The sequence below is a fragment of the Actinoplanes sp. NPDC019969 genome (assembly GCF_055562375.1).
This window is the reverse complement of record NZ_JBVHFK010000003.1, coordinates 127,687-146,288: the sequence shown is the minus strand read 5'-3', so window position 1 is coordinate 146,288 and position 18,602 is coordinate 127,687. Positions and strand designations below refer to the sequence as shown.

General features: G+C 72.2%; 20 protein-coding genes and 1 pseudogene. 10 read left to right on the top strand and 11 right to left on the bottom strand.

What is annotated here, in order from left to right; all coding sequences use genetic code 11:
* Positions 1–64: 64 nt before the first annotated feature.
* The 3 genes from ACZ3II_RS10810 to ACZ3II_RS10800 all read left to right on the top strand — a co-directional run bounded on the left by ACZ3II_RS10810 (position 65) and on the right by ACZ3II_RS10800 (position 3,731).
* The gene (locus ACZ3II_RS10810) at positions 65–1,153 is read left to right on the top strand and encodes an ArsR/SmtB family transcription factor (RefSeq protein WP_465517402.1); all 1,089 of its coding nucleotides are present in this window, start codon (positions 65–67) and stop codon (positions 1,151–1,153) included.
* The gene (locus tag ACZ3II_RS10805) at positions 1,150–1,788 is read left to right on the top strand and encodes a TetR/AcrR family transcriptional regulator (protein WP_465517401.1); all 639 of its coding nucleotides are present in this window, start codon (positions 1,150–1,152) and stop codon (positions 1,786–1,788) included. The genes ACZ3II_RS10810 and ACZ3II_RS10805 overlap by 4 nt, the downstream gene beginning before the upstream one ends.
* Positions 1,789–1,931: 143 nt before the next feature.
* On the top strand, positions 1,932–3,731 hold the full coding sequence (locus tag ACZ3II_RS10800; RefSeq protein WP_465517400.1) for a flavin-containing monooxygenase: 1,800 nt from the start codon (positions 1,932–1,934) through the stop codon (positions 3,729–3,731).
* A 65-nt stretch (positions 3,732–3,796) separates the two neighbouring features.
* Here ACZ3II_RS10800 and ACZ3II_RS10795 read toward each other — a convergent pair whose 3' ends face one another.
* Positions 3,797–4,885 carry a hypothetical protein gene (locus ACZ3II_RS10795; protein WP_465517399.1) on the bottom strand — a complete coding sequence of 363 codons (1,089 nt, stop codon included), beginning with the start codon at positions 4,883–4,885 and terminating at the stop codon, positions 3,797–3,799.
* 93 nt (positions 4,886–4,978) lie between these two features.
* Between ACZ3II_RS10795 and ACZ3II_RS10790 the strand changes: the two genes are divergently transcribed.
* The gene (locus tag ACZ3II_RS10790) at positions 4,979–5,305 is read left to right on the top strand and encodes a DUF7638 domain-containing protein (protein ID WP_465517398.1); all 327 of its coding nucleotides are present in this window, start codon (positions 4,979–4,981) and stop codon (positions 5,303–5,305) included.
* 12 nt (positions 5,306–5,317) lie between these two features.
* On the opposite strand, the gene ACZ3II_RS10785 is transcribed toward ACZ3II_RS10790, so the two are convergent.
* From ACZ3II_RS10785 to ACZ3II_RS10775, 3 genes are read right to left on the bottom strand one after another with little or no spacing between them, the layout of a single operon-like run.
* A complete protein-coding gene (locus tag ACZ3II_RS10785; protein WP_465517900.1) occupies positions 5,318–6,139 on the bottom strand; it encodes a cytochrome c biogenesis CcdA family protein in 822 nt (273 codons plus the stop codon).
* A 29-nt stretch (positions 6,140–6,168) separates the two neighbouring features.
* On the bottom strand, positions 6,169–7,248 hold the full coding sequence (locus ACZ3II_RS10780) for a sensor histidine kinase (RefSeq protein ID WP_465517397.1): 1,080 nt from the start codon (positions 7,246–7,248) through the stop codon (positions 6,169–6,171).
* Positions 7,245–7,898, bottom strand: coding sequence for a response regulator (locus tag ACZ3II_RS10775; RefSeq protein ID WP_465517396.1), 654 nt, complete (start codon positions 7,896–7,898; stop codon positions 7,245–7,247). The genes ACZ3II_RS10780 and ACZ3II_RS10775 overlap by 4 nt, the downstream gene beginning before the upstream one ends.
* 157 nt (positions 7,899–8,055) lie before the next feature.
* On the opposite strand from ACZ3II_RS10775, the gene ACZ3II_RS10770 reads away from it, so the two are divergent.
* Both ACZ3II_RS10770 and ACZ3II_RS10765 read left to right on the top strand, forming a co-directional pair.
* Positions 8,056–8,550 carry an RNA polymerase sigma factor gene (locus tag ACZ3II_RS10770; protein ID WP_465517395.1) on the top strand — a complete coding sequence of 165 codons (495 nt, stop codon included), beginning with the start codon at positions 8,056–8,058 and terminating at the stop codon, positions 8,548–8,550.
* The gene (locus tag ACZ3II_RS10765) at positions 8,547–9,515 is read left to right on the top strand and encodes a CU044_5270 family protein (protein WP_465517394.1); all 969 of its coding nucleotides are present in this window, start codon (positions 8,547–8,549) and stop codon (positions 9,513–9,515) included. The genes ACZ3II_RS10770 and ACZ3II_RS10765 overlap by 4 nt, the downstream gene beginning before the upstream one ends.
* Here ACZ3II_RS10765 and ACZ3II_RS10760 read toward each other — a convergent pair.
* Positions 9,499–10,677, bottom strand: a complete 1,179-nt coding sequence (locus ACZ3II_RS10760; RefSeq protein ID WP_465517393.1) for a macrolide family glycosyltransferase — start codon at positions 10,675–10,677, stop codon at positions 9,499–9,501. The genes ACZ3II_RS10765 and ACZ3II_RS10760 overlap by 17 nt on opposite strands.
* Before the next feature lie 294 nt (positions 10,678–10,971).
* Here ACZ3II_RS10760 and ACZ3II_RS10755 point away from each other — a divergent pair, with 294 nt between their 5' ends.
* The 4 genes from ACZ3II_RS10755 to ACZ3II_RS10740 all read left to right on the top strand — a co-directional run bounded on the left by ACZ3II_RS10755 (position 10,972) and on the right by ACZ3II_RS10740 (position 13,697).
* Positions 10,972–11,115: a hypothetical protein gene (locus ACZ3II_RS10755; RefSeq protein WP_465517392.1), complete on the top strand. Its 144-nt coding sequence runs from the start codon at positions 10,972–10,974 to the stop codon at positions 11,113–11,115.
* A 41-nt stretch (positions 11,116–11,156) separates the two neighbouring features.
* Positions 11,157–11,834 (top strand): response regulator transcription factor, encoded by a 678-nt coding sequence (locus tag ACZ3II_RS10750; RefSeq protein ID WP_465517391.1) that lies wholly within the window; start codon positions 11,157–11,159, stop codon positions 11,832–11,834.
* Positions 11,827–13,092: a sensor histidine kinase gene (locus tag ACZ3II_RS10745; RefSeq protein ID WP_465517390.1), complete on the top strand. Its 1,266-nt coding sequence runs from the start codon at positions 11,827–11,829 to the stop codon at positions 13,090–13,092. Before ACZ3II_RS10750 ends, ACZ3II_RS10745 begins: the two co-directional genes overlap by 8 nt.
* A gap of 95 nt (positions 13,093–13,187) precedes the next feature.
* Positions 13,188–13,697 carry a PepSY domain-containing protein gene (locus ACZ3II_RS10740; protein ID WP_465517389.1) on the top strand — a complete coding sequence of 170 codons (510 nt, stop codon included), beginning with the start codon at positions 13,188–13,190 and terminating at the stop codon, positions 13,695–13,697.
* A gap of 318 nt (positions 13,698–14,015) precedes the next feature.
* Here the strand turns inward: ACZ3II_RS10740 and ACZ3II_RS10735 are convergent, their stop codons facing one another.
* From ACZ3II_RS10735 to ACZ3II_RS10710, 6 genes and pseudogenes are all read right to left on the bottom strand, one after another.
* Positions 14,016–14,660, bottom strand: a complete 645-nt coding sequence (locus tag ACZ3II_RS10735) for a response regulator (RefSeq protein WP_465517388.1) — start codon at positions 14,658–14,660, stop codon at positions 14,016–14,018.
* Positions 14,651–15,844, bottom strand: coding sequence for a sensor histidine kinase (locus tag ACZ3II_RS10730; RefSeq protein WP_465517387.1), 1,194 nt, complete (start codon positions 15,842–15,844; stop codon positions 14,651–14,653). Before ACZ3II_RS10730 ends, ACZ3II_RS10735 begins: the two co-directional genes overlap by 10 nt.
* An 85-nt stretch (positions 15,845–15,929) precedes the next feature.
* A pseudogene (locus ACZ3II_RS10725) lies at positions 15,930–16,541 on the bottom strand (DedA family protein); the annotation flags it as partial.
* 54 nt (positions 16,542–16,595) lie between these two features.
* Positions 16,596–17,186, bottom strand: a complete 591-nt coding sequence (locus tag ACZ3II_RS10720; RefSeq protein WP_465517386.1) for a hypothetical protein — start codon at positions 17,184–17,186, stop codon at positions 16,596–16,598.
* Between the two features lie 214 nt (positions 17,187–17,400).
* Complete coding sequence (locus ACZ3II_RS10715) at positions 17,401–17,610, bottom strand: hypothetical protein (protein WP_465517385.1); 210 nt, start codon at positions 17,608–17,610, stop codon at positions 17,401–17,403.
* Between the two features lie 69 nt (positions 17,611–17,679).
* Positions 17,680–18,597 (bottom strand): MBL fold metallo-hydrolase, encoded by a 918-nt coding sequence (locus ACZ3II_RS10710; RefSeq protein WP_465517384.1) that lies wholly within the window; start codon positions 18,595–18,597, stop codon positions 17,680–17,682.
* Positions 18,598–18,602: the final 5 nt, after the last annotated feature.

Sequence of the window (18,602 nt, the reverse complement as noted above, 5' to 3'; positions counted from 1 at the left end):
CGCCAGCATCGGGGCGGGCCGCCGCCGGTCACCAATGTTTCGCCGTGTGACGTAAGGTCGGGGCGTGTTGCGGTTCGTGGCCGGTGCGGAGGATCTGCTGCGGACCAGGTTCGCCCTGTCGCCCGTCTTCGACCTGCTCAGTCTCATCCGCGCGCTGGCCGGCCCGCACCCGCGCGGCGTCTCCGAGGCGTGGCTGTCCCGGCTGCGGCCCGGGTTCGCGGCCCTGCGCGACGATCCGGCGCTCGCCGCGATCCTCGCGCTGCACACCGAGGTGTCCGGGGCGACGTTCCTCTGCCCGCCACCGCAGCGGCTCGGCCAGACGATCGGCGACGATCTCGCGGCGCTGCGGGCGGCGCCGGCCGGCGGCGTCCGCGAGGAACTCGACTTCTACCTCGGCCACCGCATGCCCGAGGCCGCCCGCACCTTCCTGACCTCGGCGGACATGCTCGACCGGCTCGCCGTCTTCCTCGACGCCGCATGGACGGCCCTGCTCGCCGCCGACTGGCCGCGCCTGCGGCTGCTGTGTGAACGCGACGTCGTGCACCGTTCCGCCGACCTCGGCCGGGCCGGCTGGGCCGCCGCCCTGGCCGGGCTGCATCCGAAGGTGCGCTGGCGGGACGGCGGCATCGACTTCGTGGGCCGCTCGGGCGGGGCGACCGATCTCGGCGGCGCGGGCCTGCTGCTGGTCCCGTCGGTCTTCATCTGGCCGGAGTACGCCGTCTTCGCCGACGAGCCGTGGCCGAAAGCGATCGTCTACCCCGCACGCGGCGTCGCGACCCTGCTGGAGCACGGCCCGCCGCAGGCGCCGGAACACCTGGCCGCGCTGATCGGCCGGTCCCGCGCGCTGATCCTGACCATGCTGGCCGGCCCGGCGAGCACGAGCCACCTCTCCCGGGCGCTCGGCATGGCCGTCGGCGCGGTCGGCGACCACCTGGCCGTCCTCCACCGATCCGGCCTGGTGGAACGCGCCCGCGCGGGCCGCTCGGTGCTCTACCGCCGGACCGGCCTCGGCGACGCCCTGGCCGCCGGGCCCCGGGCACCGCATTACGGACAGGGCGATCGGAAGCCGGGCGAAGGGGAAGGTGACCCCCGCGAGCGTGATTCACGGCACTCCTATCCTGTACGGGACACAGAGGACCGGAGCCCAGCATGAGTCACGTCAAGGCGCGCACCGAGCAGGTGGAGAGCACCCGGGTCCGGATCCTGGAGACCGCGGAGCGGCTGTTCGCCGAGCACGGTGTGGCGTCGGTGTCGAACCGGCAGGTGAGTGAGGCGGCCGGGCAGGGCAACAACGCCGCCGTCGGTTACCACTTCGGGGGGAAGAACGATCTGGTCCGGGAGATCATCCGGCGGCACGCGGAACCGACCGATGTGATCCGGCGCCGGCTGCTGCGGCAGCACCGGGACAGCACCCGCCTGCGGGACTGGGTGACCTGTGTGGTCCGGCCGATCACCGACCACCTGGCCGACCTCGGCAACCCCAGCTGGTACGCCCGGTTCGCCGCCCAGCTGATGACCGAGCCGAACCTGCGGGAGCTGGCCGCCGCCGAGGTCGCCGAGGCGCCCACCCTGCACGCCGTGTTCGGCGGCCTGCACCGGCAGCTGCCCGCGCTGACCGGAAAGGTCCAGGCGGAACGCGACGACATGGCACACACGCTGATCCTGCACTTCTGCGCCCAGCGGGAACGCACGATGCCGGCCCGCGCCGACGCCCGCCCCGTCTGGGAGGCGACCGCGACCAGCCTCATCGACGCCCTGGAGGGACTGTATCGAGCGCCCGTGACCTGACCCCCCGTACGGAGAACAACGGGTTAACCGCAAGCGGACCGCCCACATCGGACCCCCGCGCTCTCCACAAGTTCAAGCAGTTGCTTTAAATTGGGCGCTTGATCGGATCTGCGCACCGGACGAACCACGCGGAAGGGCCCAGCATGTCCCCCACCATCCCCAGCTCGCCCCATCGCTTCAGCGCCGCGGAACTGGAGGCCCTGCGCACCCGCTACCGGGCCGAACGTGACCGTCGCATCCGGCCGGACGGGGCCACCCAGTACCAGCGTGCGGCCGGCGAGTTCGGCTACTACGCCAAGGATCCGTACACGGCGTTCCAGGAGCGCGAGCCGGTCCGGGACCGGGTCGAGGCGACGGTGATCGGCGGCGGGTTCGGTGGCCTGCTGAGCGGCGCCAAGCTCCGTGAGGCCGGCGTCCGTGACCTGCGGATGATCGACGAGGGCGGCGACTTCGGCGGCACGTGGTACTGGAACCGCTACCCCGGTATCCACTGTGACATCGAGGCGACCGTCTACATGCCGCTCCTCGAAGAGGTCGGTTACGTGCCGAAGTGGCGGTACGCGCCGGGCGAGGAGATCCGGCAGCACTGCATCGCGATCGCGAAGCGCTTCGAGCTGTACGACGACACCATGTTCCACACCCGGGTCGTGGAGCTGACCTGGGACGACGAGACCGCCGAGTGGACCGTGAAGACGGACCGCGGCGACGAGTTCACCTCCCGCTACGTGGTGATCTCGTCGGGCACGCTGACCCAGCCGAAGCTGCCGGGCATCCCCGGCATCGACGAGTTCCAGGGGCACACGTTCCACACCAGCCGGTGGGACTACGGGTACACCGGCGGTGACCAGTCCGGCAACCTGACCGGCCTGGCCGGCAAGCGGGTCGCCGTGGTCGGCACCGGCGCCACCGGCATCCAGGCCATCCCGCACGTGGCCGAGGCCGCCGAGCACCTGTACGTGTTCCAGCGCACCCCGTCGACCGTCGACTACCGCGGCAACCGGCCGACCGATCAGTCGGTGATCGACAGCGTCAAGCCGGGCTGGCAGCGGGAGCGGATGGAGAACTTCCTGAACCTCGTCACCGGCGGGCACGTCGACGTGGACCTGATCGACGACGGCTGGACGGCCACCGCCCGCCTGCAGCGGCAGATGCTCACCGGCACCCTCGACCCGACGATCTCCGAGGAGGAGCGGGAGTACCTCGACGAGATCGCCGACTTCCGGAAGATGGACGAGATCCGGGCGCGGGTCGCCGGCATCGTCGAGGACCCGGAGACGGCGGAGAAGCTGAAGCCGTGGTACCGCTACATGTGCAAGCGGCCCACGTTCAGCGACTTCTACCTGCAGACCTTCAACCGGCCGAACGTGACGCTGGTCGACACCGCGGACCACGGCGGCATCACCCGGATGACCCCGGCCGGGATCGTCGTCGGTGACGAGGAGTTCGAGGTCGACGTGGTGATCTTCGCGACCGGGTTCGAGGTCGGCATCTCCGGTGTCGTCTCCGGGACCCTCCCGGTCACCGGCCGGGGCGGCATGCCGCTGCTGGGCCACTGGCGCAACGGGCCGCGGACGCTGCACGGCTTCTACAGCCACGGCTTCCCGAACCTGTTCCACCTGGGCGCCCTGCAGAACGCGGCGGCCGTCAACTTCGTGCACGTGCTGCAGGAGCAGGCGATCCACATCGGCGCGCTGGTCGCCGCAGCGAACGCCAAGGGCGCGAAGCGGATCGAGCCGACGGCGGAGGCGGAGGAGGCGTGGGCGCAGACGATCTTCGAGACGGCCCCGAAGAACTTCAACTTCCAGGCCGAATGCACGCCCGGCTACTACAACGGCGAGGGCAATCCGCGCCCGGTGAACTTCTCGTTCGGCCCGGGCCCGGTGGTCTTCCACGAGCTGCTGCGCAACTGGCGCGCCGACAGCATCGACGAGGTCCTGTCCTGACCCGCACGGTGCCGCTTTCACCGTCACGACGGCGGTGGGAGCGGCACCCGGACCGGAACGGCTGATCAGAACTGGTCGCGGAAGCGGTCGTACTCCGGCGCTGACGGCAGCGACGAGCGCGGCTCGTCGAGGATCCGCCGGGCGTGCTCGTTGCCGGGCGCGATCCGCTCGGCTGCCTCCCGGGCGGCGGCGTCGTCGCCCCGCAGCCGCAGCAGGCGGATCAGCAGATAGAGGGCAAGGGTGTCGCCGGCGAGAGCCCGTTCCCGCAGGTCCCCGGCCCGGCCGTCGGCATACAGCCGCACGCCGAGCTGCCGCCGCGCCATCGAGTGGCCGAGGGCGGCGAGTCCGATCAGTTCGTCGAGGCGGCCCGCGCCGGCCAACGCCGTCGCGTACCCGTTGCCCGCGGCGAAGTGCGCGTGGCACAGGCCCTCGTCGTCCAGGGGCGCGTTCTCGGTGGCCACGGCGACCGCCCGGAAGAGGTCCGCCGCCGCGTCGAAATCGTGCCTGGCCAGCGCCAGGTAGGCCCTCCGGAGGGTGGAGTGGGGCGGTTGGATGCGGTCGCTCGAAGGGAACGCCTCGGTCACCACGAAGACGGCGGCCTTGTCGTCGTGCGGTCTGGCGCGTGGCCGGCGCAGGCATCGCGGATCGGTGCTCTCGACCGCATGGACGTGATCGACGAGCGCCTGCGCCCCGCCGTCCGCGACGAGTTCCAGGATGTCGTGCGTCTCAGGGAATCCGTCCCGGCTCAGGCTGCCGGTGACGGCGGCGACCCCGTCGTTCATCAGGAGAACAGTGGCGACGTCGGCACGCGGCCACCCGCGGACGCCCTCCACGGCCAGCCGGTGGAACCGGCCGTCCCGGGTACCGACGAACGCGGTCGCGCCCCCGGCGACCAGCACCTCGATCACCGCGTCGGTCCACCGGCAGACCGCCGCGCCACCGGCAGCCGCCGGACCGGGCGAAACCGGAGCGGCGGCGGCCCGGACCAGGTCGGTCCAGGCGGATTCGGTCAGAGGGTCCCGCAAGGACAGCGACAGCGCGTCGCCTCGGGGCCCGTCGAGCACGACGGCCACACTGCCGAGAACAACAGTGCGGGCCCGACCCGGACGATCCGGGCTTCCCGGGCGCTGCGCGGCTGTCACCCGTACGGTCATGAAGGCTGTCCTCGATCCGGCACAGCCGGATGATGGCGGGCAGCAGCCCCACCGGCAACCCTTTCCCCCGGCAAGAGCCACTAGGCTCGCCCGGTGGCGCAGAACAGGACCTCCCGGGTCATCGACGGGGAACGGATCGAGGGCACCTGGCGGCATGTCTTCATCCGCAACGGGGACTACTTCCTGACCGACCTGCTGATCTTCGCGGACGGCGCGATCTACTGCTGGGACTGGATGGATCTGGACGGGCTCCGGGCGAAACTGGCGAGCGGCTGGGTCGCCACCGAGCTCACTGCGGGCGCACGGGCGTCGGCGCATCACCTGGCCGACTGGAGGGCCGCAACTGGATCGGGCGGCTCCTCGAACTGGTCCGCGCGGAGATCGTCGCCGACCGGGCCGGCCTCCGATTCTGATCAGTAGGAGGAAGCCGGGTCAGGCTCGGGCGCGCCGGGCCACCGTGACAGCCGACGAGGCGACCACGATCACCGCGAACGCGACGGCGATCCAGCCGATGCCGATGGTGTCGAGCCAGGTCGTGACGGCGCCCTGGGCGCCGAGCATCGCGGTGACGATGGGGTCGTGACGGGCGGTCCGGTCGGTCAGCAGGCGCAGTTCGTACCAGCCGTAATAGGTGACGTAGAGACCGGCGAGCAGCAGGAACGCGCCGCTGACCCGGGAGATCCAGGGCAGCGCGGCGCGGGTCCGGCGCACTGTCGCCTCGCGTGCCAGGGCCACCAGCATGGCCAGGAGACCGACGATCAACCCCATGCCTACGCCGTACGCCAGGAAGGCGCCGATTCCGGTCGAGATGTCCGCGGCGCCCGTAACGAGGCCGGTGACGGCCAGGAACGGCGCGATCGTGCAGGACAGGGATGCGACGGCGTAGGAGGCGCCGTACCCGTACAGCGCGAGAAGGGAATGTGAAGGGGACCCGGCGGCCAGCCGCGGAAGCCGTACCCCCAGCTCCCGCCCGGACAGCAACCACCCGCCCAGCAGCACCAGAACGACTCCCATCACCACCGCCGCCCAGGGCAGGTGCCGCTGGATCGGCACGGTGGTGAGGCTGAGCACCACGCCGAGCAGGCCGAACACGGTGACGAAGCCGAGGGTCATGGCGGCGGACAGGCGCAGCGCCCGCCACACGCCGCCGGGCCCGGCCACCAGCAGCGCCAGGAACGAGGGCAGCAGCGCGAAGCCGCACGGGTTGAACGCCGCGAGCAGTCCGGCGGCCAGCGCGAAAGTGATCGTCTCCATCACCGGGGGAAACGTGCGGGAGGTGCCGGTCAGTTCACCGGCAGGCTCATCCGGACCCGGAAACCGCCGCCGGAGGTGGGGCCGGACTCCAGGCTGCCGTTCAGCAGGTCGGCGCGTTCCTGCAGGCCGACCAGGCCCTGGTGGGCGCCGGGCAGGGGCAGCGCCGGGCGGGTCGGCGGGGTGTTGGTGACGGTGACGCCGACCGTCCCGCCGTCGCGCCAGAGTTCGACGGTGGCGGTCGCGCCCGGCGCATGTTTGCGGACGTTGGTGAGCGCTTCCTGAACCGTACGGAAAAGGGCTCGCTGAAGGGGCGTGCCCACCGTGAGGTCGGGGTCTCCCGTCAGTGAAGCCTCGATGCCGCTGCCCGTGACCAGGGCTTTCAGATCGGCGAGGGTGGGTTGCGGGGCGAGCTGGGTGGTGTCGTCGCCGGCGCCGCGCAGCAGGGCGACCATGGTCCGCAGCTCGTCGAGGGTGCCGACGCTCAGCGCCCGGATGGTGCGGGCGGCCTCGCGGGACGGGCCGTCGGGGGCCGCCACCTGCAGTGCCCCGGCCTGTACGGCGATCAGGCTGACCTGGTGCGAGACGACGTCGTGCATCTCGCGGGCGAGCTGGGCGCGTTCCTGGGCGAGGATGGCCTGGGCGTGCAGGACCCGTTCGTGCTCCTTGACCTCCTCGATCTCCTCGAGCCGCTGGGACAGGTCGCGGCGGGTGAGCACGAGCTGGCCGAGCAGCACCGGCGCGGCGGCGGTGGCGACACCGTAGGCGAGGTAGACCAGGGTGTCCGAGTCGATCACCGGGTCGTCCTGGAACGGCGACGGCGCGGCCTGGGCCAGGGCGAACATCGTCGCGCAGACGGCCAGCAGGCGGCGGTCCCGGGACTGCACGGCCAGGGTGTAGAGGGCGACGAACGGCGCGACCAGGGCGGCTTCCAGGAGCGCGCACGGCAGGGTGAGCAGGAACGCGGTCAGCGGCATGCGGCGGCGCAGCAGCAGGGCCGCGCAGCCGACCACCCCGGAGGCGATGCTGACCGGCGCGTCGCTCCACAGGTCGACCCCGATGTCCAGGGCGGCCAGCCCGATCAGGCCGACGTCGATGGCCCGTTGCCTCATCGGGCCGCGTCCAGCAGCCCGGCGCGCTGGGCGAGCAGCGCCGCCTGGATCCGGCTGGCCACCCGCAGTTTGGCCAGCAGCGCGCTGACGTGTTCGCGGACCGTGCCGGTGCCCAGGTGCAGGCGGACCCCGATCTCGGCGTTGGACAGGCCCTCGGCGAGCATGAGCAGCACGTCCCGCTCCGGGCGGGTGAGCGTGTCGAACCGGCAGGGCGCCTCGCCGGGCAGGTTGCGCAGCAGCGTCCGGGAGGCTTTCGAGGAGATCGCCAGCCCGCCGGCCGACAGGGTCCGCACCAGCTGCGCCAGGTCCTCCGGGTCGGTGTCCTTGAGCAGGAACCCGGCGGCGCCGCTGTCGAGGGCGCTGAGCACGTACTCGTCGGCGTCGAAGGTGGTCAGCATCGCCACCACCGGCGGTTCGGGCAGCGACCGGATCCGGCGCAGCACGGTCAGGCCGTCGACGTCCGGCATCCGGATGTCGAGCAGCACCACGTGCGGCAGGTGCTCGACGACGGCGGCGAACGCGCCCGCGCCGCTGGTGGCCGCGACGACCTCGACGTCCGGGGCGGCGTTCAGGATCAGGCTGAACGCGGACCGTACCAGCGCCTCGTCGTCGACCACGACCACCCGGACCACGTCTCCCACCGCCCTCACCGATCGCGCACCTGCACCGGCCCACGACCCTAGAGGCAGCGGCCGGGCGATCAACTCCGCCTACCGGTGGAGTGTCGTCGCCGACAGGACCGGCCGAGAATCGGAATCGGGTGTGAAGCCGACCGGCGTGCCGGACACAGACAGGGTGTGAGGGCACATGGACGACTTTGAGGACCGCTTCACGCGGCTGTACCGGCAGCATTATCCGGCTGTCGAGAGATATGTGCGGCGCCGGATCGAGGACGCCGACGTGCGCGACGTCGCCGCCGACGTCTTCCTGGTGGCGTGGCGGCGGATCGGCGAGGTGCCGCCGGATCCCCTGCCCTGGCTGTACGGGACCGCCCGGCACGTGCTGGCCAACGAGCGGCGGGGCGCGCAACGCCGCACGTCCCTCGCCGTCCGGGTGGCCGGGCACACCGACACGGTCGCCAGCCGGTTGAGTGTGGCGGCCGCGTTCGACCGGCTGCCGGACGCCGACGCCGAGGCGTTGCGCCTGGTCAGTTGGGAGGGCCTGACATTGCGGCAGGCGGCGCGGGCGATGGGCTGCTCGGTCCCGGCGTTCGCCATGCGGCTGCACCGCGCCCGTGCCCGCCTGCGCCGGGAGATCGCCCCGGCCCCGTCCTCCGCCGCTCTGAAGGGAGAGCTCGCGTGAACGTCACCCGGATCCTGGAATCCCTCGACCCCGCGGCGGGCCCGCCCCTCGTCGCCGTTCCCGATCAGGAGGCCGATCTGCGGCGCATCCTGGCCTCCGCGCAGCCCCGGCCGGCGAGGAAGCGCCGCCGCCTGGTCGTGGCGGTCGCGGCGGTCCTGGCCCTGCTGCTGGCCTACTTCCTCGCGCCCCGGCCACAGCCCGCGTTCGCCGTCACTCCTCCCCTGCTGGCGTATTCGGGCGGCGGCGGTGACGCGGCGGCACAGCTGAACGCGATCGCCGACCGGGCCGCCACCGCCCCACCACCCGGGAGCGGCGACCACGAACACCTGGTCATCCAGTCCTGGTATCTGTGGACACGAGTCGACGGCGATCTGGTCAGCAGTGCCGTCGTGCCCGGTCGTACCGAGTCATGGCGGGCCCCCGATGATTCCGGACGGAAGATCACCGGCCATGACATTCCGGAAGACGGGAAGGTCGCCTGGCTCCTGGACGGTATGCCCGGATTGTTCGATCTCGACCACACCGAGAAGTACCGGGCCGGCGAATTCCCGGTGATGTGGCGGGAGAAGCCGCCGGTGAATGGCATCACCGCGTGGCTGCGGCAGGGGCATCCGGTGGAGAACGGGCCGGCCGAGACCATCGTCGCCGTCACCGACCTCGCCCGCGAACGGGTGCTCACCCCCGCCGTGCAGGCCGCGGTGCTACGGACGGTCGCCGCACTGCCCGGCCTCACCTACGACGGCGTCGTCACCGACCGGCTGGGACGGCCGGGCCAGGCGTTCTCGCTGCTGTCCGACATGGGCGGCCTGCCCAGCCGGTACACGCTGATCATCGATCCGGCCACCGGGCGGCTCCTCGGCAACGAGCAGATGCTGACCGAGACCGCCGGCAAGCTGAACGTCCGGATCCCCGCGGTGATCGGGTACGAGGCGTACCGGACAGCGGAGTTCACGTCCGGCCGGTGACCAGCGCCGCTTCGACCGCGTCGGCCGCTGCCGGGACCCCTCCGGCGGCGGCCGTCTCCTCCGCCATCCCGTCCAGGCGCTCCCGGATCCGGCCGGAACCGGCCACCTCCTCGACCATTCGCCACAGGCCGTCCGCGGTGACCTGCTCCGGCGGCAGCACCGCGCCGAGCCCGAGTTCGGCGATCCGGTCGGCGTTGGCGCGCTGCTCGGCCATCTGCGGCACGGCCACCATCGGCACCCGGAAGCGCAGCCCCTCCATGACGCTGCCCATCCCGGCGTGGGTGACGAACGCCCGCGCGTGCCGCAGCACCGCCAGCTGCGGCACGTGCCGGTGCACCTCGACGTTGGGCGGCACCGTCCCGAGCGCGGCCGGGTCCACGCCGCCGGCGGCCACCACCACCTGCCAGGGCCGGCCGGCCGCCGACGCCAGGACGGTCCGGAAGAACTCCGGCCTGGCGTTGTAGGCGGTCCCGAGCGAGACCAGCAGCACCGGCAGGTCCCCGGACGGCTCCCAGTCGCCCTGGAAGGCGCGTTCGGACAGCAGCGGGCCGACGAACGCGTACCGGTCGGTGAAGGTGTTCCCCGCGTACTGGAACGCGCGCGGGATCGTCACCAACCGCATCGCCGCGCCGTCGCCGCGCATGAACCCCTGCAGGTCGCCGGTGACGCCCTGTTTCCGCAGGTAACCGGTCAGACGGACGGCGGTGAGCAGGAACCGCGGGCTCAGCGGGTTGACCGTGGTGTACTTCTCGGCCATCGACCAGTGCTCGTTGCTGACCAGGTTGGGCCACACCTCCACCGACGGCACCCGCCAGCGCCCGGCCAGGATCCGGCCCCACCAGCCCATCGTGCCGTCGTGCACGACCAGGTCGGGACGTTCGGCGTCGCGCAACTGGGCCAGCATCGATCTGGTCTCGCCGAACAGCATGTTCATCGCCAGGACGAACTCCTTGCCGTGCATCTGCGGCACCCGGCCGCCGCGGCTCTCCATGGTGGAGGTGACCGGCACGACCTCGGCGCCGGTCTCCGCGACCCGCTCGGCGTACGTCGCCGTGGTGGCGTAGGTGACCCGGTGCCCGCGGCGCACCAGCTCGGCGGCGAGGGCCAGGGTGGGATTCACGTGCCCGGCGGCGGCGGGCGCGAAGAACGCGACGGTTGCCATGAGGAAGAATGTAAATGCCCCGGCCGCGGACTTCCGACACACCGGCGCTGAACAGCTGTTCCGCGGTTAGCGTCAGGGGTGAGAGCGAGGGCGTCATGCCGATCAGAAGAAGCCTCGTCTTCCTGGTCGCTCTGGCCCTGATCGGTCCGGCCGGCTGCGGCGATGACAGCCCGGAAGCCGGCTCGGATCCGCCCGCCAACGGAACCTCGTGGACCGCGACGGAACCGACGACCGAGAACGGCGGCCAGGCCCCGGAGGAGGAGAAGGAGGGACTGCGTCCAGGTCAGCCTGCTGGTGACACCGCCCGAGGGGATCGGCGGCGACCGGATGTTCCTGATCCCGGACACCTGGTCGGCCAGCAACTCCACGATCGTCGTGCCGGTCGGTGACGGGGTGCGGATGCAGTTCCCGTTCCGCAACGACACTCCGTGGCGCTGAGTTTCAGCAAGCGTTCAGCCGGGACCCGCGAGGATGACCGGATGCGTGTACTGGTCGTCGACGATGAGAAACGGCTCGCCTGGGCGGTGCGGGCCGGCCTGGAGGCCGAGGGGTTCGCCGTCGACGTGGCCGCCGACGGCACCGACGGGTTGTGGATGGCCCGGGAGAACGACTACGACGTGATCGTTCTCGACCTGATGCTGCCGGGCCTCAACGGCTACCAGGTCTGCGCGACGCTGCGCGCCGAGAAGGACTGGACGCCGATCGTCATGCTCACCGCCAAGGACGGCGAATGGGATCAGGTCGAGGGCCTGGACACCGGCGCCGACGACTACCTGACCAAGCCGTTCTCGTTCCCGGTGCTGGTGGCGCGGCTGCGGGCGGTGGCCCGGCGCGGCGCCCGGGAACGGCCGGTCCAGCTGACCGCCGGCGACCTGCGCCTGGACCCGGCGGCCCGGAAGGTGTGGCGCGGCGACACCGAGATCGAGCTGACCGCGCGGGAGTTCTCACTGCTGGACTTCCTGGCCCGCAACGCCGGTGACGTGGTGTCGAAACGGCAGATCCTCGAGGCGGTGTGGGACGTCGACTTCGACGGCGACCCGAACATCGTCGAGGTCTACATCAGGCACCTGCGCAACAAGATCGACCGCCCGTTCGGCCGGGAGGCGATCCAGACGCTGCGCGGGGCGGGCTACCGGCTGGAGGGCGACGGTGGTTGAGCGGGCATCGGTCCGGTGGCGGACCACGATCGCGGCGGTGCTGGTGATGGCGGTGGCGCTGACCGGCGGGGCGATCGCGCTGGTGCTGCTGACCCGGGCCACGCTGCGTGACGGGATCGCGTCCGCGGCGGAGGCCCGTGCCTCGGCCGCCGCCGCACAGATCGGGCCCGCCACACCGGGCCGGGTCCGGCTCGACGACGACATGAGCTGGGAGATCCGCGACGCCACCGGCCAGGTCGTCGCGTCCTCCCCGGAACCGGACGAGCCGGACGAGGACCCCACCCTCACCGTCACCGAGCGAGCCGGTGACTACACCGTCCGGGTCACCGCCTCCCTGGAGGAGGTCGACGACGCCACCGAGGCCCTCGTCCCGCCGCTGCTGATCGGCGTGCCGGTGGTGCTGATCCTGATCGGCGGCATCGTCTGGCTGGTCGTCACGCGCGCCCTCGCCCCGGTCGAACGGATCCGCCGCGAGGTCGAGGAGATCACCGGCGAACGCCTCGACCGCCGGGTCCCCGAGCCGCCGTCCCGCGACGAGATCCACCGCCTCGCCCGCACCATGAACCGGATGCTGGCCCGCCTCCAGGACTCCCGCGACCGGCAGCAGCGGTTCGTCGCCGACGCCTCGCACGAGCTGCGGTCCCCCCTCGCGGGCATCCGGCAGGCCGCCGAGGTGGCCCGGTCGCATCCCGGCGCGCTGCCGGAGGGCGAGCTGGCCGAGGCGGTGCTGGAGGAGTCCGGCCGGATGGAACGCCTGGTCGGCCAACTGTTGCTGCTCACCCGTACCGGCGGCGCCGGGGCCCACCCACCGCAGGACGTCGACCTCGACGATCTGGCGCTGGCCGAGGCGAGACGGCTGCGCCGGGCCGGACTCACCGTCGACACCACCGGCGTCGGGGCGGGCCGGGTCCGCGGCGATCAGGCCGCGCTGGCCCAGGTGGTGCGCAACCTCGCCGACAACGCGGCCCGGCACGCCGCCGCGACGATCGCGATCACGGTCCGTCCCACCGATCACGGCGTCGAGCTGACGGTCGACGACGACGGCACGGGCATCCCCGAGGACCAGCGGGAACGCGTCTTCGAACGGTTCGTCCGCCTGGACGAGGCGCGGGCCCGCGACGCCGGCGGCAGCGGCCTCGGCCTCGCCATCGTGCGGGAGATCGTGGTGGCGCACGGTGGGGCGGTCTCGGTCACGGTCGCCCCGGGGGGAGGAGCCAGATTTCTGGTACGGCTACCCGCCGTGGCACCGGGTTCCTGAAAACCCGTTCAGCCGCGTTCAGGTGAGCTTCAGGAGGCCAGGCGCACGCTGTCAGGCGTACCGGATGTTCCCGATCGAAAAGAGGCAGCAAGCCGATGAACACCGCCAAGCTCCGCAGCAAGCGCGTCATCATCGCCGGAGTGGCCGTCGTGGCCGCGCTGGGCGCCGGTGGCACCGTGTGGGCGACCGCGGCCAGCGCCGACGAGGTGTCCGGCGCCGACCGTGACCGTGCCGCCAACGCCGCGCTCCAGGCCGTGCCCGGCACCGTCGTCGAGGTGGAGCAGAGCGACGACCAGGGCGAGGCGTACGAGGTGGAGATCCGCAAGGCCGACGGCGCCGAGGTGAGCGTGGTCCTCGACAAGGACCTGAAGGTGCTGTCCCAGGAGGCCGACGACGACGAGGCCGGCCCCGCGCTCACCGCCGAGCAGCGCGCCTCCGCCGAGACCGCCGCCCGCGACGCCGTCGGTGGCGGCACCGTCCTGGACGTGGAGGCGTCCGGCGACGGCTACGAGGCCGAGGTCCGCGACAGCGCCGGCAAGGAGTGGGACGTCGACCTGGACGCCACCTTCACGGTCGTCACGAAGACCGCCGACGACAACGACTGACCGGTCACCACACGCCGGGATCACCCTTTTGCGGTGATCCCGGCGTGCCATTCTCCGGGCGTACGCCATCGCAGTCCTTGATTCGATTGTCCGTTCTTTCACAGACGCGTCACGATGGAGTACGCGACTGAATCGGGGGAACGCACGTGAACAGGACACGACAGCAGCGTGACCGGGAGGTCCACTGGCCGGTGAACGAGAAGAAATACGTCAGCCGGCTCCGTGCGGCAGAGGTTCCGGCCAATGAGTCATGGCCGCCCCATCTGACCCCGGACAAAGGCTGGCCGCCCCGTTCCGGGCGGCCCAGGAATTGAGTTCTCACCCGCCCAGATGCCGCAGCACGGCGAGCACCCGCTTGATGTAACCGCCGTCGGTGGTGAGGCCCAGCTTTTCGAAGATCGCATTGACGTGCTTCTCCACCGCGCTCTGCGAGATGAACAGTTCCTGGCCGATCCTGCCGTTGGTCTGTCCCTGCGCCATCCGGTCCAGCACCTCACGCTCACGGCGGGTCAGCGTGCCGAGCGGGTCGGCGTGCGCGGGGCGGGCCAGCAGCTGCCGCACCACCTCCGGGTCGAAGGCGGCGCCGCCCGCACCGACCCGGGTCAGCGCGTCGAGGAACTCCCCGACCCGTACCACCCGGTCCTTCAGCAGGTACCCGACCCCGGAGGCGGTGCTGCCGAGCAGTTCGGAGGCGTACCGGCGCTCGACGTACTGGGACAGCACCAGCACCCCGACCTCCGGCCAGCGGCGGCGGATGTCCAGGGCCGCGCGCAGCCCTTCGTCGGTGTGGGTGGGCGGCATCCGCACGTCGACGACCACCACGTCCGGCGGTCCGGCCGCGATCGCCGCGAGCAGCGCGTCCGCGTCCCCGACCGAGGCGACCACCTCGTGGCCCTCGTCGGTGACGAGGCGTTCCAGCCCGGCCCGTAACAACGCGGAGTCCTCGGCGAGCATCAGCCGCACGGCAGCACCGCCTCGATCGCCGTCGGGCCGCCGGGCGGGCTGACGACCCGGAAGCGCCCGTCCATCGCCTCGACCCGCCGCGCCAGCCCGGTCAGCCCGCCACCCGCCGGGTCCGCGCCCCCGCTCCCGTCGTCGTCCACCGTCACCCGCAACGCGGCGCCGTCCCGCGCCACCCGCACGGTGATCCGGTGCGCGCCGGAGTGCTTGACCGCGTTGGTCACCGCTTCACAGACCACGAAGTACGCCACCGTCTCCACCTCCCGCAGCGGCTCCGGCCCGAGTTCCACGGCGATCTCGACCGGCACGGGCGATCGGTCCGCCACCATCTCCAGCGCGGCGGCCAGCCCACCCGTGTCCAGCGCCGCCGGGAACACCCGCCACGCCACCTCCCGCAACTCGGCGAGCGCATCCGCCGCCTCCTCGTGCGCCTGCCGCACGAGCGCCGTCACCCGCTCCTCCACCGCCAAGTTCCTGCCGCCCGCGCGTTCCCCGCCGCTCTCGCCTCCGCTGTCCGTTCCCGCCGTGCCGGCGCTTTCGGTGAGGCGGCGGGCCTGGCCGAGCAGCATGCCCAGAGCGACCAGCCGTTGCTGGATCCCGTCGTGCAGGTCCCGCTCGATACGACGGCGCTCCGCGTCGACCGCCGCCACCACCTCGGCCCGCGCATGCGACAGCTCGGCGATCCGCCGTTCGTAGGCCGCATTCCGGCCCGGACCCAGCAACCGCCGGGCGAACGAACGTTCTATCCGCGCGACCGCGAGGATGCCCTGCACGTTCAGGAACAGCAGGATCGCCCCGGCACACGTCAGATAGACGATGTTGAACAGGGTCGGCTCGATCCCGTCGAACGCCCGCCCGGCCACCCAGTCGGCGAGCACCATGATCGCCGTACCGACCCCGAGCACCAACAGGAACCACACCACCGCCGCGAGCAGCCCGACCCCGACCCGGCCCGCCAGGTAGAAGACCGCCCGATCCCCATCGACCGGACCGTCCACCCCCGCGTCCAGCAGCCGATTGACCCGCCTCCGCTCCACCAGCGCCAGCCACCGCGCCCCGGCCCGGACCCGGTCGCGCAGCCCCGGCACCAGAACCGCGACCGACAGCGACAATCCCGCGCCCAGCAGGAACCCCGCACCGGCCACCCAGGTCACCGCCCCGGCGGCGACTCCCGCGAACTGCCGCATTACTCGGCTGGCCGTCATGGCTGTCCCACGACCCGCGAGACAGCCATGAGAGCCGGCCGGATCAGAGCACTCATCGATGCATTGTCGCGCGGCGCAGCCGGGTGACAATGAACCAGGCCACGGCGGCCACGACGACCAGGATCACTGCGCGTTGCAGGACCGCGGCGTACCTCTCGACGAGCGGCCAGTTCTCGCCGAGGAGGTAACCGGCGACGACGAAGACGGTGTTCCAGATCAGGCTGCCCGCGGTGGTGTAGAGCAGGAACCGGCCGAGCGGCATGCGCTCGATCCCGGCCGGCAGCGAGACGAGACTCCGGAAGATCGGGATCATCCGGCCGAAGAAGACGGCCTTGCCGCCGTGCCGGGCGAACCATTGCTCGGTACGGTCCACGTCGGCGAGACGTACCAGCGGCAACCGGGCCGCGACCGCCCGCATCCGGTCGCGGCCGAACCAGGCGCCCAGCCCGTACAGCACCACCGCCCCGGCCACCGACCCGAACGTGGTCCAGAACAGCGCGCCGAGCAGGCTCAGCTCACCCCGGCTGGCGGTGAACCCGGCCAGTGGCAGGATCACCTCACTCGGCAACGGCGGGAACAGGTTCTCCAAGGCGATCGCGAGTCCCGCGCCCGGCCCGCCGAGCCTCTCCATCAGCGTCACGGCCCAGTCGGCGATACCGCCCCCATCAGCAAGAATCATGCTCTCGACGCTAGGGAGCGGCACCTGCCGAACCCATGGGGCGCAGCTCAGGATCTACTGTGGTCGACCACAGTTCGTGAGCAGTTCGGTGAGGGTGCCGTCGTCGGCCGGGGCCTGCCGGCGGGTCCGGAAGTAGGTGTCGGCCCTCGGCACCGTCTGGCAGATCAGTGCGGCGATCAGCAGGACCGCGCCGCCGCTGAGCAGCACGATGTCGAGATGGTCCAGCCAGTACGGCCACGCCTCCGCCGGATCCTCCGCGGGCACCCCGGCGACGGCGTAGAAGACCAGCAGCACACCGCACCACAGGAGCACCGGAACCCCGAGGACCCAGCCGGCCGCCCGCGCCCAGTTGTGCCCGAAGACGGTGAACAGCCCGGCGAGGATCAGGCAGCACCCGGCCGCCGCCCCTATCGCCGCCCCCGCGAGATCCACCGCGGCGAACCCCGCACCGGCCGCCCCGACCGCCCGGACCAGCCCGAACTCACTCCCCTGCCAGCCCTGCATCTGCTCCTCGAACGCCAGCCCGAGGAGGAGGCGCTCCGCGGCCCGCCAGGCCTCCCCCACGATCAGCGCGCCTCCGCCGGCGAGCATCCCGGCCGCCACGACGACGATCCGCGGCCTCGTCACATCCCGTTCCCGGTTCATGGCCGGGAAATTACCGGCCGTTTGTGCGGAAACCGTGATGGCGATGAGCCGGTTCGATGGAGTTACCGCAGACCCCGGCTGGTTCTCACGGCTGTCTCGGGGGCGGTGAGACAGCCGTGAGAACCAGCCGGGGTTACCGCCTCGGCGAGTGCCTCCGGGTCGGCTCTCTCACCGCGCACCGGCCGGCCTTCGGCGGTGCGCCGCAGCACGTGACTCAGGGCGAACCGGGCCGCCGGGGCCCGGTCGCCGTACCAGACGTCGCCGCGCGGACGGCGGTCGCGGGGGTGCGGGATGCGGTGGCCACGGCGTTTGGCTTCGGTACGCCGTACCGCGTAGGCCGCCGGCTCGCATCGAGCGCACCGACGGCCCGCAGCAACGCCGCCTCGTCCCGGCGGAACCGCCCGGCGACCGAGAGCCAGGTCATGCGCGATATTGAAGCACGGGCCGGCCAGCGTGCCGTGCCGTCCCGGCCGAGTTCGCGCCCGGCGGCGGGTCAGACGTGGGTGGGGAGGGGGCCGCCGTGGTAGGCGACCGCGTCGCTGAAGGCGGCCGTCAGGTCCAACGGGGTGCCGTGGTGGTCGGCGTAGACGCGGTGCAGGTTCAGGACGATGCGTTCGGCGTCGGCCCAGGTGGCGAACTCGCCCAGGTCGACGGCGCGGGCCGCGTCCAGCGGGGTGCGGGAGCGGGCCAGGCCGTCGGCGCCGGCCTGTTCGACCAGGTGGTAGTAGCGGCGGTGCTCGTCCAGGACGCGGGGGATGTCGTCGCCGGTCAGGATCGGGCCGTGGCCGGGGATCAGCACCTCCGGCTCGAAGGCGGCCAGCCAGTCGATCGCGGCCAGCGCGCCGGGAACCGAACCCATGAAGACCAGCGGGGTCAGGCCGGCGAACACGAGGTCGCCGGTGAACAGCACCCGCTCGCCGGGAACCCAGGCGATCAGGTCGCCGGTGGTGTGCGCGGGGCCGCCGGGATGCCGCAGGTCGACCCGCCGGTCGCCGAGGTGGACGGTCAGGGACCGGTCGACGGCCAGGTCGGGCAGGCGGCGGGTGACGGCGCCCCAGTCCGGCACCGGTTCCCAGAACGGCGGGCACCCGTCGATGATCGGGTCGACCCGCAGGCCTTCCCGCATATGCTGCTGCCCGATGAGCACCGTGCTGTCCGGGAGAAGACTGTTGCCGTACGTGTGATCGCCGTGCTGATGGGTGTTGACCGCGAACTTCGGCGCCCGCCCGCCGGTGGCCGCACCGAGCGCGCCGAGGAACCGCCGGGACCGGGTCTCCGTCGCGCAGGTGTCCACGATCAGCAGGTCGCCGCCGCCGGAGACGGCGCCGGCGTTGTTGAGCCACCAGGAGCCGTCCGGTTGCACCCACGCGTGGATCCCCGGACGCACTTCGACGAGTTCCGCAGCGACCATGACCG

What these genes read in the sequence shown, in the direction of transcription:
- ACZ3II_RS10720 (WP_465517386.1), bottom strand. Translation starts at nt 17,186, where the DNA reads ATGAACCGGGAACGGGATGTGACGAGGCCGCGGATCGTCGTCGTGGCG.
- ACZ3II_RS10760 (WP_465517393.1), bottom strand. Translation starts at nt 10,677, where the DNA reads ATGGCAACCGTCGCGTTCTTCGCGCCCGCCGCCGCCGGGCACGTGAAT.
- ACZ3II_RS10750 (WP_465517391.1), top strand. Translation starts at nt 11,157, where the DNA reads ATGCGTGTACTGGTCGTCGACGATGAGAAACGGCTCGCCTGGGCGGTG.
- ACZ3II_RS10805 (WP_465517401.1), top strand. Translation starts at nt 1,150, where the DNA reads ATGAGTCACGTCAAGGCGCGCACCGAGCAGGTGGAGAGCACCCGGGTC.
- ACZ3II_RS10780 (WP_465517397.1), bottom strand. Translation starts at nt 7,248, where the DNA reads ATGAGGCAACGGGCCATCGACGTCGGCCTGATCGGGCTGGCCGCCCTG.
- ACZ3II_RS10800 (WP_465517400.1), top strand. Translation starts at nt 1,932, where the DNA reads ATGTCCCCCACCATCCCCAGCTCGCCCCATCGCTTCAGCGCCGCGGAA.
- ACZ3II_RS10710 (WP_465517384.1), bottom strand. Translation starts at nt 18,597, where the DNA reads ATGGTCGCTGCGGAACTCGTCGAAGTGCGTCCGGGGATCCACGCGTGG.
- ACZ3II_RS10740 (WP_465517389.1), top strand. Translation starts at nt 13,188, where the DNA reads ATGAACACCGCCAAGCTCCGCAGCAAGCGCGTCATCATCGCCGGAGTG.
- ACZ3II_RS10730 (WP_465517387.1), bottom strand. Translation starts at nt 15,844, where the DNA reads ATGCGGCAGTTCGCGGGAGTCGCCGCCGGGGCGGTGACCTGGGTGGCC.
- ACZ3II_RS10715 (WP_465517385.1), bottom strand. Translation starts at nt 17,610, where the DNA reads ATGACCTGGCTCTCGGTCGCCGGGCGGTTCCGCCGGGACGAGGCGGCG.
- ACZ3II_RS10785 (WP_465517900.1), bottom strand. Translation starts at nt 6,139, where the DNA reads ATGGAGACGATCACTTTCGCGCTGGCCGCCGGACTGCTCGCGGCGTTC.
- ACZ3II_RS10770 (WP_465517395.1), top strand. Translation starts at nt 8,056, where the DNA reads ATGGACGACTTTGAGGACCGCTTCACGCGGCTGTACCGGCAGCATTAT.
- ACZ3II_RS10795 (WP_465517399.1), bottom strand. Translation starts at nt 4,885, where the DNA reads ATGACCGTACGGGTGACAGCCGCGCAGCGCCCGGGAAGCCCGGATCGT.